The 18,866-nt window shown below is 42.4% G+C and carries 17 protein-coding genes; 11 read left to right on the forward strand and 6 right to left on the reverse strand.

From position 1 onward, the window contains the following. Positions 1 to 408: 408 nt before the first annotated feature. Entirely contained in the window at positions 409 to 999 is a 591-nt protein-coding gene (locus DTOX_RS02825) for a DUF1836 domain-containing protein (protein ID WP_015756213.1), read from the reverse strand. 508 nt (positions 1,000 to 1,507) lie between these two features. Between DTOX_RS02825 and DTOX_RS02830 the strand changes: the two genes are divergently transcribed. The 8 genes from DTOX_RS02830 (at position 1,508) to DTOX_RS02865 (ending at position 8,675) form a co-directional block, all read left to right on the forward strand. Continuing rightward, a complete protein-coding gene (locus DTOX_RS02830) occupies positions 1,508 to 2,083 on the forward strand; it encodes a TerD family protein (protein WP_015756214.1) in 576 nt (191 codons plus the stop codon). A gap of 27 nt (positions 2,084 to 2,110) precedes the next feature. Continuing rightward, positions 2,111 to 2,713 (forward strand): TerD family protein, encoded by a 603-nt coding sequence (locus DTOX_RS02835; RefSeq protein WP_015756215.1) that lies wholly within the window; start codon positions 2,111 to 2,113, stop codon positions 2,711 to 2,713. A 29-nt stretch (positions 2,714 to 2,742) separates the two neighbouring features. Further along, positions 2,743 to 3,321 (forward strand): TerD family protein, encoded by a 579-nt coding sequence (locus tag DTOX_RS02840; RefSeq protein ID WP_015756216.1) that lies wholly within the window; start codon positions 2,743 to 2,745, stop codon positions 3,319 to 3,321. Between the two features lie 94 nt (positions 3,322 to 3,415). Next, positions 3,416 to 4,159, forward strand: a complete 744-nt coding sequence (locus DTOX_RS02845) for a TerC family protein (protein WP_015756217.1) — start codon at positions 3,416 to 3,418, stop codon at positions 4,157 to 4,159. After that, a complete protein-coding gene (locus DTOX_RS02850) occupies positions 4,156 to 5,334 on the forward strand; it encodes an HpcH/HpaI aldolase/citrate lyase family protein (protein WP_015756218.1) in 1,179 nt (392 codons plus the stop codon). The genes DTOX_RS02845 and DTOX_RS02850 overlap by 4 nt, the downstream gene beginning before the upstream one ends. Beyond that, the gene (locus DTOX_RS02855; RefSeq protein ID WP_042315325.1) at positions 5,273 to 6,652 is read left to right on the forward strand and encodes a phosphoribosyltransferase family protein; all 1,380 of its coding nucleotides are present in this window, start codon (positions 5,273 to 5,275) and stop codon (positions 6,650 to 6,652) included. Before DTOX_RS02850 ends, DTOX_RS02855 begins: the two co-directional genes overlap by 62 nt. Positions 6,653 to 6,684: 32 nt before the next feature. Then, positions 6,685 to 7,842 carry a cysteine protease StiP family protein gene (locus DTOX_RS02860; RefSeq protein ID WP_157862831.1) on the forward strand — a complete coding sequence of 386 codons (1,158 nt, stop codon included), beginning with the start codon at positions 6,685 to 6,687 and terminating at the stop codon, positions 7,840 to 7,842. Next, the gene (locus DTOX_RS02865) at positions 7,839 to 8,675 is read left to right on the forward strand and encodes an HAD family hydrolase (protein ID WP_015756221.1); all 837 of its coding nucleotides are present in this window, start codon (positions 7,839 to 7,841) and stop codon (positions 8,673 to 8,675) included. The genes DTOX_RS02860 and DTOX_RS02865 overlap by 4 nt, the downstream gene beginning before the upstream one ends. Positions 8,676 to 8,733: 58 nt before the next feature. Here DTOX_RS02865 and DTOX_RS02870 read toward each other — a convergent pair whose 3' ends face one another. From DTOX_RS02870 to DTOX_RS21245, 5 genes are all read right to left on the reverse strand, one after another. Next, positions 8,734 to 8,961 carry a hypothetical protein gene (locus DTOX_RS02870; protein ID WP_015756222.1) on the reverse strand — a complete coding sequence of 76 codons (228 nt, stop codon included), beginning with the start codon at positions 8,959 to 8,961 and terminating at the stop codon, positions 8,734 to 8,736. Between the two features lie 36 nt (positions 8,962 to 8,997). After that, positions 8,998 to 10,221 carry a Ger(x)C family spore germination protein gene (locus DTOX_RS02875; protein ID WP_015756223.1) on the reverse strand — a complete coding sequence of 408 codons (1,224 nt, stop codon included), beginning with the start codon at positions 10,219 to 10,221 and terminating at the stop codon, positions 8,998 to 9,000. A 23-nt stretch (positions 10,222 to 10,244) separates the two neighbouring features. Further along, positions 10,245 to 11,903, reverse strand: coding sequence for a spore germination protein (locus tag DTOX_RS02880; RefSeq protein WP_015756224.1), 1,659 nt, complete (start codon positions 11,901 to 11,903; stop codon positions 10,245 to 10,247). A gap of 116 nt (positions 11,904 to 12,019) precedes the next feature. Further along, positions 12,020 to 12,337 (reverse strand): DUF6922 domain-containing protein, encoded by a 318-nt coding sequence (locus tag DTOX_RS25220; protein WP_015756225.1) that lies wholly within the window; start codon positions 12,335 to 12,337, stop codon positions 12,020 to 12,022. Positions 12,338 to 12,584: 247 nt separating this feature from the next. Continuing rightward, the gene (locus DTOX_RS21245; protein WP_015756226.1) at positions 12,585 to 13,376 is read right to left on the reverse strand and encodes a copper amine oxidase N-terminal domain-containing protein; all 792 of its coding nucleotides are present in this window, start codon (positions 13,374 to 13,376) and stop codon (positions 12,585 to 12,587) included. A 1,132-nt stretch (positions 13,377 to 14,508) separates the two neighbouring features. Between DTOX_RS21245 and ilvE the strand changes: the two genes are divergently transcribed. The 3 genes from ilvE to ilvB all read left to right on the forward strand — a co-directional run bounded on the left by ilvE (position 14,509) and on the right by ilvB (position 18,847). Further along, complete coding sequence (gene ilvE, locus DTOX_RS02895) at positions 14,509 to 15,390, forward strand: branched-chain-amino-acid transaminase (RefSeq protein ID WP_015756227.1); 882 nt, start codon at positions 14,509 to 14,511, stop codon at positions 15,388 to 15,390. 90 nt (positions 15,391 to 15,480) lie between these two features. Continuing rightward, on the forward strand, positions 15,481 to 17,145 hold the full coding sequence (gene ilvD / locus DTOX_RS02900) for a dihydroxy-acid dehydratase (protein ID WP_015756228.1): 1,665 nt from the start codon (positions 15,481 to 15,483) through the stop codon (positions 17,143 to 17,145). 40 nt (positions 17,146 to 17,185) lie between these two features. Beyond that, positions 17,186 to 18,847 (forward strand): biosynthetic-type acetolactate synthase large subunit, encoded by a 1,662-nt coding sequence (ilvB, locus tag DTOX_RS02905; protein ID WP_015756229.1) that lies wholly within the window; start codon positions 17,186 to 17,188, stop codon positions 18,845 to 18,847. The last annotated feature ends 19 nt before the right edge of the window (positions 18,848 to 18,866 follow it).

An 18,866-nucleotide genomic window follows, 5' to 3' on the forward strand; every position in this document is an offset into this window, starting at 1 on the left:
ATAGTTCCGTCATACCGGACTATCATTGGAAATAGAATAAGTACTTAACTGGACAGTCAAAAGTTCTTCAGCCTTTTCCTAATCCACATGATTCAGATATTGACGTACAATTACCAAAGTTGATATTAAAACAAGTTGGGATTAGCGAAGAGCAATGGGAAGAAATAGAATAGAAGTTCAGCTATAAACCGGAAGAAAGGAGAGAACGAAACTCGGGTTCATTACCCTGATCGTTCTCTTTTTTATTTTTTAAATTTGGTAAATTACCTATAAGCTTAGTCAAGGCAATAGAAAACCTTGGCTATCTTTTGAGTCACCCTCACTTATTATGAGAACTCACATGATTTTAAAATCTTAACCCACAGAACGGAAATAGAAAGATATTGGCCGGAACGAACTGTTTTCTTATTAAAGATTTTTAAAAAATTGATCAATTATCTTTTCAGCCAGTCTTTTGCTGGCGTTGGCCTGTGCCACCAGCATAATTACAGTTAGAAATAATTCAGCCAGTTGTTTATCTGTAGCAGTTAATGTTTTCTCTTTGATTTCCTGATGTTTTTCATTGAAGGTACTGGTGAATTCCATATACTCGTTTTGCTTTAACTCCAGAAAGGTTGAGTAAATTTCCCGCAGTGGGATTACATCGTCATCAGGAGTATCAATATTTTTAAGGATCGGTGTAAACAAACTCTGAATATCACTGATAGATAATACATTTTTTAAGTTAAAAATAAGAATCAATAAGATTATGTGGTATGTATCGTACTTTTTATTAAAAGGCTTTGGGATTAATCCTATCTTAGTGTAATTATTAATCATGGTTTTTGTCAGAAGCTTGTCATCTCCGACCCTTTTAAAAGAACTTAGTTTGCCGTCTAAAAAAGTAAGTAATTGATCCATATATAGGGCCATTTCAGGTATATCTGAAAGACTTATACGGTCTGTCAGAGAAAGGTCGTCAATGAGTTTTTGCAAGCTGTCTTTGCTTAATTGCTTCACTAGTATCACCTCTGTTCTTATATCTACATTGTATGGTATTTGATAACACAAAGTCAATGCAATGAAATATTTCTTGTCGAATCATTTTCTATAATAAGCGGTTATGATTAGATATAGTAAGCAATAATTATAAAGTAGGAGTAAAACTAATATAAATTGGCTATTCGGCGATATTTTATATTTTTATAGATTTGTGGTAATAATAATAATATGGTAATATAATTGAAATATTGGACATAGTATTTAATATCATGTATGGTGAAATTGATAAACGTATTATATTATTATAATAATCGCAGCATATATATTTAATAATTATGATAGATAGTTGCATGTAGTTTGAATAGTAGATTCTACAACCCTACTTTTATAATATGCAAAAATATATGTTGCTCAAATTCTATGAATTTATTATTAAAAAATGCAAATATTAAAGGGGTTTTATGTGAGTAATATTTTTTGAAAATACATATGCAACTTATGTAAAAACTAAGGGAGGTAATTGATTATGGCAGTAAATTTACAGAAGGGACAGAAAGTAGATTTAACAAAGGGCAGAGCAGGTTTATCCAAAGTTATTGTAGGTCTTGGTTGGGATACCAATAAATTTGACGGTCCGGATTTTGACCTGGATGCCTCTGCATTTTTGTTAAACCAGGAAGGTAAGTGCACCAGCCCTCAGGATTTTGTTTACTACAACCAGTTATCTCATGTAAGTGGCTCCGTTGTTCACCAGGGGGACAATCTTACGGGTGTTGGTGAGGGTGATGATGAACAAATTAAAATTGATTTGAGTGCTGTTCCGTCCGCTATCAGTAAGATAGGTATTACGGTTACAATTCATGAAGCAAAAGAACGCAAGCAGAATTTCGGTCTTGTATCTAATGCTTTTGTTCGCATAGTGGATGAAAATACGGGACAAGAGATTATCCGTTATGACTTGAGCGAGGATTACAGTATTGAAACCGCTCTGGTTTTCTGTGAATTGTATCGCCATGGTGCCGAATGGAAGTTTGCGGCTGTCGGTTCCGGTTTTAATGATGGATTAGCGGGCCTGTGTCGTATGTATGGTTTAGATGTTTAGATTTTGATAAAGAGAGGGGTTATTAATTTGGCTATTAATTTGCAAAAAGGACAGAAAATTGATTTGACTAAGGGCAATCCCGGTTTGGCAAAAATAATGGTTGGGCTTGCCTGGGATCCGGTGGAGAGCCCTAAAAAGGGTGGTTTATTGGGATCGCTGTTGGGTGGCGGCAGCAAAGCCAACTTTGACTGCGATGCCTCGGTATTTATGCTGGACGAGAAAGTTAAGTATAAAAACCTGGTTTATTTCGGTAATTTGAAAAGCCCGTGCGGCAGTGTTCAGCACATGGGAGACAATCTGACCGGTCAGGGCGAAGGCGATGATGAACAGATTTTTATCGACCTAAGCAAGGTACCGGCGGAGATTCACCGCTTAGTGTTTGTTGTTAATATTTATGATTGTGAAAAGCGCAAGCAGGATTTCGGTATGATTAAAAATGCCTATATTCGTCTGGTAAATCAGGCTGATAACCAGGAATTAATCAGGTTTAACCTCTCCGAAAATTATGCGGGCAAGACAACACTTATTGCGGGCGAGGTGTACAAGCATAACGGTGAGTGGAAATTCTCTGCTATGGGTGAGGCTACCACTGATACCGGCCTTAAGTCACTGGCCCAGAGGTATGCTTAAATAAAAAATATTAAGAGGAGGAATTAAAAGTGATTTCTTTAGCGAAAGGACAAAAAGTTGATTTAACAAAAACTAATCCCGGTCTTAGCAAGATTATTGTGGGCCTTGGTTGGGATGTAAACAAGTATGACGGTGGTCATCAATTCGACCTGGATTCAGTTGCTTTTCTTTTAAACAGTGAGGGAAAAGCTACAGGTGAAAAGGATTTTATCTTCTATGGCAATAAACAGGATGCTGCCGGTTCTGTTATGCACAGCGGTGATAACAGAACCGGTGACGGTGAGGGCGATGATGAGACTCTTGCTATTGATTTGAGCAAAATCCCTTCTGCTATCGAAAAAATAGCTGTTTGCATTAATATTCACGAGGCGGCCGAAAGAAGCCAGAATTTTGGCCAGGTATCCAATGCTTATGTGCGCGTGATAAATGAAGATAATGGCGAGGAACTTTTGAAATTTGACTTGGGTGAGGATTACTCCATTGAAACGGGTATTGTAACCTGCGAGATCTACCGTCATTCCGGAGAGTGGAAATTTAATGCCATTGGCAGCGGTTTTCAGGGAGGACTTGCCGCATTGTGCGCCAACTACGGCTTGGATGCCGGCTAAATCTAAATTTTAGAGAGTATAGTTGTTGTAAATCCTATAGGTTTAACAGGTTAACCGGTTAAACCTATAGGATTCTTGAAGGGGGGTTTTAAAAGTGGAATTATTATCAGGAGTACTTAGCACTTACTCACAGTTCTTTTCCATGCAGGTTATTATGGACGTCGTTAGTTCGCCTGCCAGCTGGGCGGTTATTTTTTCACTGGTTATACTTGAGGGGCTGTTATCGGCGGATAATGCTCTGGTGCTGGCGGTAGTTGTAAAACACCTGCCGGAGGAGCAGAGGAAGAAAGCGTTGTTTTATGGCATAATGGGAGCCTATGTGTTCAGATTTATAGCTATTGGCCTGGGTGTCTATATAGTCAAGTTTACCTGGGTAAAGATACTCGGAGCTTCTTATCTGCTCTGGATCGCCTTGAAGTTTTTCATCAAGAAAAATAACGAATCTGAAGAAAGCGTAAATGTTAAGGCCACAGGCTTTTGGGGAACCGTTATTACTGTGGAGTTAATGGATATTACTTTCAGCGTGGATAGTATATTGGCTGCTTTCGGTGTAAGTGACAAGGTATGGGTACTCTATCTGGGCGGTATTTTAGGTATACTGATGATGCGTGGTGTAGCTCAGTTATTTTTATTGCTGCTGGAGAAGTTTCCCGAACTGGAGGCTACAGCATATATACTGATAGCCTTGATAGGTGCAAAATTAATGGGGTCAGCTTTTGGTTTGCACTTGCCTGAATTTGTATTTTTCCCGGTAATGGCTTCAGTATTTATAGGAACATTGGTGTATAGCCATTTCCGTAAAGATAAGTCTAAAGCCGAGGAGAAAATTGTTGCATGAGTTATTTCAGTTGTTTCAGTAAAGAACAGAAGAAAAAGTTGTTTTTTATACCTCCTACAGAGAGGTCTTTAGATAACGATAAAAAAACACTGTCTTATTCGCTCGGAGCAACCCTTTATATGCCGGGCAGTTCTATTCAAGCTGTTAATAAGTTAATTGAGAATAAAATTCCGGGTCTGGTATCAACCGTATTATGTCTGGAAGACGCGGTCGACGACAGATATGTTGCCCATGTGGAAAAGAATCTGAACAGCCAACTTAAAACCCTGCTTATTATGGAAAAAAAGGGGAGTTTTCTCCCCTTCATTTTTATCAGGGTGCGCAGTTTGGAGCAGTTTGTAAGACTGACAGAGGATTACGAAGCCATACTTCCCATATTGAGTGGTTTTGTATTTCCCAAGTTTGATCACAGTAACGGGCATCTCTACTTTGAACAACTGGAAAAGATTAACCGGAAAGCCGGCAAAACATTATACGGGATGCCAATATTAGAAACACCCGGTGTAATTCACCTGGAAAAAAGATATGAAACCTTAATAGAAATTAAAAGTATTCTGGATAAATATAAAGAATTAGTGCTTAATCTTCGCATAGGTGTGACGGATCTGTCAGGTTTATATGGTTTGCGGAGAAGTTGCGAGCTGACAATATACGACATTGCAGTTATCCGTGATTTTATAGGCGCTCTGGTAAATATTTTTGGCAGACCCAAAGAAGGCTATGTGATTTCAGGTCCGGTATGGGAGTATTTTTCTTCGGGGCAGAGAATACTGAAATCGCAGCTCAGACAAGGTTATAACCAGTTTGACAGAGAATACCGGAGCATAAGGGAGAAATTGCTGTGTCGTTACATTGACGGTTTGATTAGAGAAGTGATGCTGGATAAGGCCAATGGGTTAATCGGTAAAACGATTATTCACCCAAGTCATTTGTTGCCGGTTCAGGCGCTTCATGCGGTTACTCACGAAGAATACTGTGATGCCAAAGATATTCTGTCCAACAATAATGGAGGGGTATCAAAAAGTGTTTACAATAACAAAATGAATGAAGCAAAACCTCATACATATTGGGCGGAGAAAGTGCTCACTCTGGCAAAGATATACGGGGTGTTAAATGACAAACATGACTACACAAGCATTATCTATGAAGGAGATAAATTGCAAAGTATTGGATAATCTTTCGGTTAATATCAAGATTAATGAAAATCCTTATGACATACCGGTTTCCAGTGTTTTTTCCATGGCAGCTCGAAATAACCCTAAAAGAAGCTATTTATTTGTAAGCAAACTCATTGGCAAACATATTCCGGTGCGGCCGATAGTCCCGTTTACAGCAGGTTATCTTTTGGCCTCCCGGCTTGCCGAATATATGGGGCTGACAGTCAACCGCAAAAAAATCAAAGAAGCTGTTAGTTTATTATCCTGTGAGCAGGCCGGAGATTTTCAACCGGTTTCCTATGAATTGTCCGGTAAGTCCCTGTTTATTGGTTTTGCCGAAACTGCTACGGCTTTGGGTCATGCCGTATATGACTGTTTTAAGGGAAACGCCTGTTATCTGCACACCACCAGAGAAGATTTGCGTGGTACTGTGGATACTATTTTTTTTACAGAAGCCCACTGCCATGCTCCGGAGCAAAGATGTCTTGTATGTGATGCGAGTCTTTTTACAAATAATGACCTGCTTGTTCTGATTGATGATGAAATAACTACCGGCAATACATGCCTTAATTTCATAAAAACTATACAGGAGAAATACCCGCAGAAACATTACATAATACTGACCATTCTTGATTGGCGATCAAAAGAGGCCAAAGAAAAGTATGCTTTGTTTGAGCAGGAGTTGGGGATAAAGCTGGAGGTGATATCCCTTTATACAGGCAGTTTTGGCTGCAGTCTTTCAGGCTCAGCTGAAAAAGAACAGTTATCTCCTGTAAATATTGCTGTTAACGGCAAGCAGGTAATCTTAACCGGGGAGAAAAGTGAGCTTTCCAGGGTGATAAGCCATAATGAGCCCATCGGCAGGCAAATAAATCTGCCTGGCCATTATAGTTCCTCTTACCTCCAATATACCGGCAGATTTGGAATTAATATCATGGATTCCGATGGTTTGCGGAAAGAGGCCTTACGTTTGGGAAGAAAATTGTCACAGTTGAGAAGGGGTGAAAAAACTCTCTGTCTGGGAACTGGTGAATTCATGTATATACCTTTTCTTATAGCTGCCGGTATGGGGCCGGGAATAGCGGTTCAGTCTACTACCAGAAGTCCTGTTCAAGCCCATCTAAGACAGGGTTACGCTGTTCAATATGCTGTAACTTTCACAGACCCGTTTAGACCTAATATAAAAAACTTTGTTTATAATATAAAACCTTTTTATTATGACGAAGTATTTGTTTTTTGGGAGAGAGAAGTTAAACCGGAGGCAGTTGCTGTTCTGGTGCAGTCATTGAATGGGCTTGGTATTGAGCGTATAGTTTTTGTATCCCACTGCCGGTAATGAATTTTTTAGTGGAGGTGTTAAATATAGTTATGCCATCCGGTCAGACAAAGGAGTTTCTGCAAAAAGGCCTCTTTATTCCTGAACCTAAGCCTATAGGCAGTTACAGTCCTGACGATGTTATTTTTCTGCTTAAAGATATTGGCGGACTAATAGAAGAACAAGATAACGAAGAAAGAGAAAGATTAGTTCAAAATGGATGCCACTATTCAGAAATGCTTCCCATTGAGTACCGGCCAAACACAGAGTATATTGAATTATTCTATCAATCTCTGAAAGAAACATCTGTTAGAATAGCTCATGCCGTAGGGCTTGTAGCCATGACCCTGCTCAAGGATCCGTATAAAAAAATTGTTTTGGTATCCCTTGCCAGAGCCGGTACCCCGGCAGGAATTTTAATAAAAAGGTATATTAAACTTGTCTCCGGGATCAATCTTCCTCATTACAGTATTTCCATTATCCGTGATAAAGGCATTGATGAAAACGCTTTGCTATATATTTTGCGAAAGCACCCGGAGTGTAAACTCCAGTTCATTGACGGTTGGACGGGCAAGGGGGTAATAGCCGGAGAGCTTAGGGCATCATTAAAAGCATTCAGAGAAAAATACGCTATAGAAATCAACAGCAGTTTAGCTGTGCTTGCCGATCCTGGTTATTGTGCCGCTATTTTTGGTACCAGGGAAGATTTTTTAATTCCCAGTGCTTGCCTTAATGCCACAGTGAGTGGTTTGGTTTCCAGAACCGTTTTCAGAAAAGATCTCATTGGCGATACAGATTTTCACGGCGCCAAGTTTTATGCTGAGATGGCGGACGAAGATTTGTCAAATTATTTTATAGATGCGGTCAGCGGCTCCTTTGCTCTGGTGAGAGAGGCAGTAAGTAAAACTCTTGAATATAATCAAAGCGCTGTTTTGGATAACTTTCCTTCTTTCCGTGGTTTAAGAGATATCGAAAGAATAAAAGAGGAATATGGTATTGGCAATATAAACTATATCAAACCGGGTGTGGGTGAGACGACCAGAGTGCTGCTGCGCCGTGTTCCCTGGAAAGTGCTGGTTAAGGATGCTGCCAACCCTGATCTCAAACATATATTTTTATTGGCTGAAGAAAGGGGTGTTTCAGTGGAATGCTGCCCGGATATGAGCTATTCCTGCTGCGGATTGGTTAAAACGGTGGTGGATAAGAAATGATTTTTGCCAGTGATCTTGACCGGACTCTCATTTATTCAGAGAGGTTTCTGCCCGGTTATATTGGAAAGGTCGAAGCCGTGGAGCAAGGCAAATATATTTCTTTCATGACTGAAAAGTCAGTAGAATTAATAACCGGTTTATTTACTCAACTAATTTTTGTTCCCTGTACCACCAGGACAATAGAGCAGTATCGGAGAATCCGTTTTTTTAACCGTCAATACATCCCCAAATTTGCTGTGGTTAGCAATGGAGGCAATATAATTGTCGACGGGGTTGTGCATGAAGGCTATAGAAATAATATTGCACAAAAGCTATCTGATAATTGTTTGGCCGGTTCACAACTTTTAAAGGAGTTTGAGGAGCTTGCTTCCGGTGAATGGTCTGGCCGGTTGGTTAGTGCGGACGGTTTATTCTACTACTGTATAATTGACCGGGCAAAGGCCCCTCTTGAACAAATAGATGCATTTGCTGATTGGGCCTTAGATCAGAACTGGGAAGTCTCCTTGCAGGGGAGAAAGCTTTACCTGGTTCCCAGATTAGTTAACAAGTGGTCTGCTGTAGAAAAGATAAAAGAGCTAACCGGAGAGCAGGTAGTTTTTGCTGCCGGTGATTCACTATTAGACTTATCCATGATTGAGAATGCTAACCAGGCGATTTACCCTGCCCATGGTGAGTTATATGAAAGGTTTGGTAAATCCCTGCTGAATAGCCGCGGTCAGTCCGTAGCTGCAACAGCAGTTGCCGGCCTGGCTGCCGCAGAGCAAATATTGTTGGAGGCAGCAAGGTTTAAGGAGTATGGATGGAATGATAAGAAAGCAATAAATAATAATTAAAGGTGAGATCTGAAACGATTCACCTTATCATAAAAAAATTATATTTTGCTCCTAAAAATTAGGACAATAGTTTTTGCAGCATTTGGCTGACAGGTTTAAAGACAGCCTCTATGCCCTTGGTTGGATTGGGCAGAGGTATGTCCAACAGCTGTCCGTAACTGTAGATCATGCCGATAAGCATAATTATACTGTAGGCAGTTAGTTCCCGCCACAGCTTTTTCCTTATTAAAGCGGGTACCTCAAGTGCGATTATAATTATAAATACCAGGCTAAGCAACCAAATCAATTTTTATGCCTCCACATAAATAGTAATTGAGTAAGCTTAAAGTCGAGGTTTTAGAGGATCCGACACTAATCCTATACGGCGGATTTTTGCGTCAACCGTGATAGTTACTTCAACCGTCGGAAATGTACTGGACCAATTTTTTCCCAAACTCTTCCATTCAGATGGAAACTTGCGGTGAATTGCCTCAGCAAAGCCCAGTACATCTGTAGTATATTCCTGCATGGTCTTATCCAAAGCCGCCTGTATTTCAGCTTGAACTGCCTTGCCCACCAGTTTCTCAAGTTCTTTTATTTTTTCAGGTCTGGCAATATTCATGGTGGAAGTTGTTTCAGCTATATTTGTTTCTGTTTTTACATTAATATTTATCTGGAGTTGTCCTTCGTTAATTTGTGGCTCAAGCTTTGTTTTTGAGCTTAAAATTTCTAAAGAGATGGGTTTATTTTTTTCATCCGGACTGGGGATATCTATAATACCGCCTTTCACTTCTCCTCTTACCCAGAGCAGTCCCCTGCTTTCTTCCGGATTCAGCCATCCCACCATTTTATCTTCACGGAAAACTGCTGTACCCCTGAGTTCTATATTATCATGCGGTTCCGGTGGTTGTCCTTGCTCCATGCCGTGCTCCATGCCGTGCTCCTCATGTTCTCTGGGAACTGCCAGGTTTGGAGTGTATTCAACCACTGCTGTATAGGCTTGTTTATCTTTGCTCTCCAGCATTTCCAGAAAGTCACCCAATCTTTTTATGGCGTATTTGGAACTGAAGTCGCGCTGATTGATAATATCAAAAATACGCTGGGATGGGGTGGTTTGCAGGCGGCCGGGCTCGTCCAGCAGAGTGGCCATTTCTCCCCTGCCCACTAATACCCAGGTGTTGCGTCTGATTTGAGGGTTGCGTTCCAGAAAGTCTATGATATCGCTTACACCTCGTTTTTGAGCTAAATCCTCTGAAAAAATTATCAGCTGATTATGGGCGAAGAAAAGCTGCTGCGGTGATTGCCGGGAGAGCTCACGTATAGCGTCAAACATGGTTTTTCCTTCAATGCTGCGATTGCGGTAAGATTTTGTTCCCGTTTGCATGCCGCTTCCACTCCCAACCACGGAACCTTTTCCGGCTGAAGCAGGATTTACATTCTGTACGGTTATTTTAATATTATTGCCTGATCCCGGTTCTATGGCAATGGCCAGCACAATAGCCAGATCTTCTACCTCTTTCCTGTCCCAGCAGCCGGTTTGTGTAAATATAACGGTAAGTAATAGCATTGCCAGAAATATAGTTTTTTTTATCAGTTCTGATCATCCTCCCGTTTATCCGTCCGGTTGCTTACGGAAGGCTTCAACCCCCGGCTCTGTCTGCGACTGTTTAGTTTGCCTGTCTCATCCGGTCGCTTATCCATAGCCCACCAGGGCGCGCGTATTAATACATCTTTTAAATCGCCTAAATGCAAGGGGGCCAGGGAGGCCAGGTAGGGGACACCAAAGCTTCTCAGACCGGCCAGGTGGATAAAAATACAGAGTATCCCAGCCATTATTCCGAACAGTCCCAGTGTACCACCCAGCAGCATCATGGGAAATCTTAAAAGCCGCAGGGAAATCCCCATATTATAAGAAGGATTTACAAAAGAGGCCATGCCGGTGACAGCCACTACGATAATCATCAGCGGAGATACTATGCCGGCTTGCACGGCAGCCTGTCCTATAACCAGCGCACCCACAATGCTGACCGCCTGTCCAATGGCCCGGGGCAATCTGATACCTGCCTCGCGTATGGCCTCAAATGTGAATTCCATAGCCAGTGCTTCAACCAGTGCGGGGAAGGGAACTCCTTGCCGGGATGCTGCTATGCTGATGAGAAGCCTGGTGGGGATCATCTCCTGGTGAAAGGTAGTAACCGCAATATACAGTGAAGGCAGCAGTAAGGACATAGTCATAGCTATGTACCTTAGCCAGCGTATGGCAGTACCTAACCAGTAACGTTCATAATAATCCTCAGGTGAAGTCATAAAACTAACAAACTCTGCGGGTGCGATTAAGGCGAAGGGAGTTCCGTCGGTTAAAATGCTTACACGTCCCTCCAGCAATGAGGCAGCTACTCTGTCTGGCCGTTCGGTATGAAGAATTTGAGGGAAAGGAGAGAAAGTATTGTCTTCAATCAGTTCCTCCAAATAACCGCTTTCCAGAATTCCGTCAATATCTATGCGACCCAGCCGGCGTTTTATTTCTGCCACCAGGTCAGGAGAAGCTATACCCTTTATATATGTTATGGTTACTCTGGTATAAGTGATTCTGCCAATATGTAAATCTTCAAAAATAAGATTGGGACTCTTTAATCGTCTTCGGATTAGTGAGATATTGGTAGTCAGGTTTTCAATGAACCCCTCTTTGGGTCCGCGCACCAAAATTTCTGTTTGAGGTTCGCTGATGGCCCGTGATTTGACGCCGGTATTATGCAAGATCAAAGCTGTGGGCTGGTTATTTATAAACAGAATTACATTGCCTTCCAAAGTAGCTGTGACCAGCTCGTTAATATTACTGGCCTCGGATACGTTAGATACAGTAACAGCAAAATTTTTAATCATATAGAGAATGTTTTCTTTAGAAGGGTTAAAACCTCTTCTGTGTGATTCCAACATTAAAGGATTGAGAATGTTGTTATTTAAATTGGTTTTGTCAGTTATACCTTCTGCGTAGATCACAGCCAATTCTGTCTCTTCTGTCATACCTAAGTTGAAACGTCTGAAAATAATATCTGAGTTCTGCCCCAGAATGCTTTGCAGCATTTCCAAATTAATGTTCAGGCTGCTTGAGACCTGTTTTTCTTTTAGTTCACCGGTATTGTAGATCCTTCGATCTGTTTCCGGCTGCTTTTTGGCAGATCTGTTGCAACTGGCGGGTTTTCTCTGCGGCGGCTTCCTAATGAATTTTCTAAATAAACCAAATACCACAGTTAAAAGCCTCCATTTCAAAAAAAATACCTTAAAATATTATTTAACATTCTTATGATTTTAATTCTAGAATTTACAATAATTATTTTATTGCTTGGCCTCTGTATAACATTAGTTTAAATAAGCGAAAGAACAAACAAAAAAGAGGAATTAAGACATTTAAGGTCTTTGTTCCTCTTTAAAACTAGTTTCAAGTTTAATAAAATCTTTTCGGAGTTTTGTAAAAAAAACTTAATTCTGCTGTTTTTTATAACTTCCAGCCTTTGCTTATCACTGTAAAAAGACATCAGCCATTTTAATGTTTGGTCATCACCGTATTCCAGTAATCGTTCAAGTACAAAACGATAATTCTCACAGATGTCAATTTTTCTCGTATCTACATCCCAAAAGAACTTACAGGTAAAGTCGGGAAGTGTATTTTTAGTAAAGCACATAGATACTATCACCTCTTTCCTTATTATACCATATTATCTCCGGTAACAGCAAGTTGCAGTATTGTTAGAAAAATATGGGATTTGTTAAACAAATGTTTAATAGAGAACATGAGGAAGTATTTGATAAGTTTTAGCTTAGACTACAAATAGCCCCGCCTTTTAGCCAAGCTAGGACTATTTGTAGTGATCTGTATGAAAGTTCTAAGACAAGATAGACCTACACCAAAAGGAAATTAGGTACTAAAAATTAATTGCTGACAACCTTGGCCGTCTTAGTAATCTCGTCCCAGCTAACCTTTGCGCCAAAAGCCTCGGAGACAAAACGCAGGGGTACAAAAGTGTAGCCACCGGCTATTTCGGGTTCTACATCAAGCAATAAGGATTGGCCGTCTTTCAAAGCTGTGGATTTTCCTATCCACAGCTGCAGTTTGTTCATATTTTGCAGCAATTCAATGCGCTGTTCAGAGCTAATCCAGTATACTTGTGCTCCTAAGCTTTCAGCAATGGCCCGCAAAGGAACCATGGTTCTACCGTTCTTTATATAAGGTGCAACCTGAGCTTTAACCGGTATGTAGTTAACCATAATACGGATTCCACCTGTAGAAACCGGGCTTAATTGCTCCCCTTGTCTATTTGACCAAAGAAGAGCATAACGCGCCTTGCTCCGGTCTATTTCAGCTTCAACCATTCCCTGGTTTTTATCTTCATTCCAGAATACCTGTGAGGGTAATTGCTTCCAATTTTGTATAGTGTCGTCCCAATAAGCAATTCTAAAATGTCCCATTGATAAGTTAGTGTTCAATTGGGAAGCCCGTTTAAAATCAATATAATCAAAAAAGAAACTGATACGAGCCAGCTTTTCCAGAGAGGTTATTGTGCTGCCGCCGTTTTTGATAGTGTTAATATCAACGGATTTGTAAACGTACAAGTCGTTAACGGGAGTTATTTTGTTGTACGGGGTGTTTTCCAGCATAATAGTGGCGCGATACTTAAGTGCACCTGGGGGCAGTTCTATTAATACTCCTGATTCCTGGTACATATAAGACCCGGCTGTACTGCTGAAATCACTTTTTACAGATTCAGCCCATGAGGGCAGCCCTGAGAACAGATTAGCACATAGAATCGCGGCAATAATAATCGATTTTCTGAGATTGTTAAACAGAATTAATCCCTCCTCATAGATTTTAAATTATTGTTAATTCTAGCCGCTGTTTAATTAATCCTTCTCTTTAGAGTAAATTTTCTAATTGGTTTATTGTATTCCAGAAAATTATGCTTATGATGGATCTGTGGATAAATCATTATTTAAATGAAGTACAAATTTATGTGTGTAAGCGATGCTGATCAATTTTAATCTTGATATAACACAAAACTCCTTGACAGAAAAAGCCACTTTCTGTATACTGGATAACAAGTTATAATGAGCAATAGTCATGAAGGGGACCGTATCCTGAAATAATGCCACAGAGAACCGGGCGAGCTGGAAACCGGTGCAGAAAGCAGGAATACCATCACCCCGGAGCTGCCGGCTGAAAGGACTATCCCAGTAAGCTTAGGCCGGGTCTTCTAGCACCCGTTATCAAAAACGTGTTCATTATTCGGACACTTGAGGGGCTGACACTTTTTCTCAGTGGCAGCAAGCAGGGTGGTACCGCGCAGGGTTTTAACCCCTCGTCCCTGGTATTGTATTTCACTATGCCGGACCGAGGGGTTTTTATACTTTTATTGAGCATTCAACTTATAAGTTTCTCCTGTTAAAGGCGTATTGTATACGGCGCTGGTTAATGAAACAAAAGGCTGCATATTAATGCGGCTGTAAGTCAGCTTTAGAGGGGAAGTGTACCTAGGGTTCCGCTCTGCATTGCGGCAGGGGGCTGGACCGAGCGGTACAGGCCGATCGGATGGGAATCCGAAGGGTTACACCGTGGGGATAAAAGACCCAAGCGGATAGGTTCCACTCCTGGACTATATCTGCGGGTCTTTTTTTGCGTTTTATTCTTGCACTCTAGGAAATTATGCTTATGATGGATCCGTGGATAGGTAAAGCTAGCATTGTATAATTTCCAACGAGCACGAGTGCCTGTGGCTGCTTGAAAGTCGCTTAAGGCGGCTTTCTTGAAATTTAAACATTTGCAGAACTAATCAAATTTAAATATGGGAGCGATTGGAAAATGGGTTTAATCATCTATCTAAACGGTAATTACGTGCCGGAGGAACAAGCAGTTGTATCAGTATTCGATCACGGCCTGCTGTATGGGGACGGGGTATTTGAAGGTATCCGGGCTTACCACAACCGGGTGTTTAAACTGGAAGAACACATCAAGAGACTTTATGAGTCGGCCAAAACCATTATGCTGGATATCCCCTTGAGCATGGAGAAAATGAGTGAGGTTGTTTTGGAAACACTGCGCCGCAACAACCAGAGGGATGCTTATATACGCCTGGTAGTTACCCGAGGCAAAGGTGACCTGGGTTTAGATCCCCGCAAATGCACGAAAGCTACAGTATTTTGCATTACCGCCAGCATTCAACTTTATCCGGAAGAATTGTACAACAACGGTTTAATTACTGTCACTGTACCGACTCGCAGAAATGCGGGTGAGGCTGTTAATCCCAGGGTAAAATCTCTTAACTATTTGAATAATATTTTCGCTAAGATTGAAGCTAACCTGGCAGGTGTGCCTGAAGCCGTGATGCTGAACAATGAAGGTTATGTGGCCGAAGCTACCGGCGATAATATTTTCATTATTAAAGACGGTGTTTTAATCACACCGCCCGTGTATGCCGGTTTGCTGGAAGGCATTACTAGAAATTGTGTTATAGAGATAGCCAGGACTAAAGGTATTCCGGTAGTGGAGACTCTTTTCACCAGACACGATATATTTATAGCCGATGAATGTTTCTTAACAGGCACTGCCGCCGAATGTATTCCGGTAGTTCAGGTGGACGGCAGGTCAATTGGCAATGGTAAACCAGGTCCCATGACTCATAGCTTGATGAAAGCCTTCCATGAGTTGACTGAGACAGACGGACCGCAGATTTTTCCTGAATAAGCCTTTTGTTAGAGCAGGGAACAAAAACCCTTGATTGATTTAGAATATAAAGCAGTAACAGACGCTGTTGTTTTAAGGAGATGGTATGTTTTGCGTAGTGATGCTATGAAATTAGGTCTGGAAAAAGCTCCTCACAGATCCCTGTTTAAAGCATTGGGTTATACTGACCAGGAATTGGCCAGACCTTTAATAGGTGTAGTGAATGCACAAAATGAAATAGTTCCCGGTCATCTCCATCTGGACGATATTGCTGAGGCAGTTAAGGCCGGAATCAGGATGGCCGGCGGTACTCCGATAGAATTTCCCGCTATTGCAGTTTGTGACGGTATCGCCATGAATCACACAGGCATGAAGTACTCATTGGCCAGCCGTGAGTTGATTGCTGATTCCATTGAAGTTATGTCTATCGCGCATCCTTTTGACGGCTTAGTTTTAATTCCCAGCTGTGACAAGATAGTTCCGGGCATGTTGATGGCGGCGGCCCGCTTGAATATTCCGGCTATAGTTGTCAGTGGCGGTCCGATGCTGGCAGGTAAAATTAAGGGCCAGCATAAATCCCTGACAAATGTTTTTGAGGCTGTGGGTTCTGTAAGAGCCGGCAAGATGTCGGAAGAAGAGTTGGCCGATTTGGAAGAGGCCGCTTGTCCCGGTTGCGGTTCCTGTTCGGGTATGTTTACGGCTAATTCAATGAATTGCTTAACTGAAGTGCTGGGTATGGCCCTGCCGGGCAACGGAACCATTCCCGCTGTTTCGGCAGCACGCAGGCGTTTGGCTAAACAGACAGGCATGCAGATAATGTATCTGGTGAAAGAAAACATTTGTCCCTCGGATATTCTAACCATGGATGCTTTCAATAACGGCTTGACCGTGGATATGGCGCTTGGTTGTTCAACCAATACGATTTTACACCTGCCTGCCATTGCCAGTGAGGCGGGAGTGATCATTGATCTGGAGCTGGTTAATAAAACCAGCGAGCGCACACCGAATCTGTGCAAGTTAAGCCCGGCCGGGCCGCATTTTATTGAAGAACTGGATGAGGCAGGCGGCATACCGGCTGTAATGGCAGAACTCTCAAAGCACGATTTGTTGAATTTGAACAGCAGAACAGTATCCGGAGTTACTGTAGGGGAAAACATCAACGGCAGTAGAGTATTGCGCCGGGATATTATCCGCAATATTGAAGATCCTTATAGTCCCAGCGGCGGTATCACTGTTATGAGAGGCAATCTCGCTCCGGACGGCGCTGTGGTGAAGAAATCCGCAGTAGCACCTGAGATGCTGGTGCACCGGGGTCCGGCCCGCGTGTTCAACTCGGAAGAGGAATCAATGGATGCCATTATGAACCAGACTATACAAAAAGGTGATGTAGTGGTTATCCGTTATGAAGGCCCCAGGGGCGGGCCCGGTATGAGAGAGATGCTTACCCCGACGGCTACCTTGGCCGGTCTGGGTTTGGATAAAGAAGTAGCTTTGTTAACTGACGGCCGCTTCTCCGGAGCAACCAGGGGAGCCGCTATTGGCCACGTTTCGCCGGAAGCAGCTCTGGGCGGTGTTATAGCTGTAATTCAAGATGGAGATATGATAGATATTGATATTCCCAACTGCCGCCTAAACGTAGATTTGACAGAAGCTGAAATAGACGAAAGAATGAAAAAGCTGGTAATACCGGAGCCAAAGATTACAAGAGGATATCTGGCCCGTTACGCAAAAATGGTTACTTCTGCAAGTACAGGAGCAGTATTGGCAAAAGATTGATTTAGTATCAAAGAGGATTTAAGAGAGGTGGGTTAAAGCAATGAAGCTTTCCGGGGCGGAAATTTTAGTCAAGTGTTTAAAGGAACACGGAGTGGATACAATTTTCGGGTATCCTGGCGGTGTGGTATTGCCTATATATGACGCACTCTACGATGCGGATATCAGGCACATTTTGACCAGGCATGAGCAGGGGGCAGTGCATGCTGCTGACGGCTATGCCAGAGCTACCGGAAAGGCCGGGGTTTGTTTGGCTACCTCCGGGCCCGGTGCGACCAACCTGGTAACCGGTTTGACCAATGCCTATATGGATTCCATTCCAATGGTAGCTTTTACCGGGCAGGTAGCGACTGCTCTTTTAGGCAGAGACTCTTTTCAGGAAGCAGACATAACAGGTATTACCATGCCAATAACTAAACACAATTATTTGGTGAAGGATGTCAGCGAATTGGCTCGCACCATAAAAGAGGCTTTTTATATAGCCAATACCGGTAGGCCGGGACCGGTGCTGGTGGATTTGCCCAGGGATGTTTCTGCCGGCATAATAGAGTATCAAGCACCCGGACCCATTAATTTACCCGGTTATAACCCAATTATCGAGCCGTTTGAGGAGCAAGTGGTGCTGGCGGCCAATGCTGTTAATGAATCTGTCCGCCCGATAATATATGCCGGCGGCGGTGTGGTTTCTTCCGGTGCCCATGAAGAATTGCTGGCACTGGCGGAAAAGATAAAGGCTCCGGTAACCAATACTTTGATGGGGCTTGGCGGTTTTCCCGGTGAGCACCCGCAGTTTTTAGGCATGCTGGGTATGCACGGTACCAAAGCCGCTAATTTTGCCATGTGTGAAACCGATCTGGTTATTGCTGTGGGGGCGAGATTTGATGACCGGGTTACCGGTAAGTTGGATGATTTTGCCAAAGACGCAAAGATCATTCATATAGATATTGACCCGGCGGAAATAGGTAAAAATGTCGGCACTCATTTTCCTGTTATAGGTGATGTGAAAATTGCTTTGCAAAGGCTGCTGGAACGCATTGAAGAAAAGTCTCTTACGGAATGGCTGGCCAAGTGCATGACCTGGAAAAGGGAATATCCCCTGGCCTTCTTTAACGAAGGCGGCTTGAAGCCCCAATCAATCATCAGTGAGATTAATCGTCTGACACTGGATAAAAAGGTGCGTATTACCACGGAGGTAGGTCAGCACCAGATGTGGGCCGCCCATTACTATAACTACAACTATCCCAGGACTTTCATCTCTTCTGGCGGCCTGGGCACTATGGGTTACGGTTTCCCTGCCGCTCTGGGTGTGCAGGCGGCTTGTCCTGATGAGCTGGTTATTGATATATCGGGTGACGGCAGCTTTCAGATGAACATACAGGAGCTGGCCACAGCAGTTAATTATGAACTGCCGGTTAAGGTGGCTATACTCAATAACGGTTATCTGGGCATGGTTAGACAGTGGCAGGAACTTTTCTATGATAAGCGCTATTCCTACACCGAACTTAAAAATCCTGATTTTGTTAAAATAGCTGAGGCATACGGTGCTGTGGGTATAAGAGTAACTACACGTGATGAAGTGGCTCCTGCTCTGGAAGAAGCTTTTGCTATCAATAAACCGGTGGTTTTGGACTTTGTGACGGAGAGGGAGGAAAACGTGTATCCGATGGTTCCTCCCGGCTGTGAACTAAAGAATATGCTCGGTTAGGAAAATAAGAGGTAACGAA

The organism is Desulfofarcimen acetoxidans DSM 771, assembly GCF_000024205.1.
GTDB lineage: Bacteria > Bacillota > Desulfotomaculia > Desulfotomaculales > Desulfofarciminaceae > Desulfofarcimen > Desulfofarcimen acetoxidans.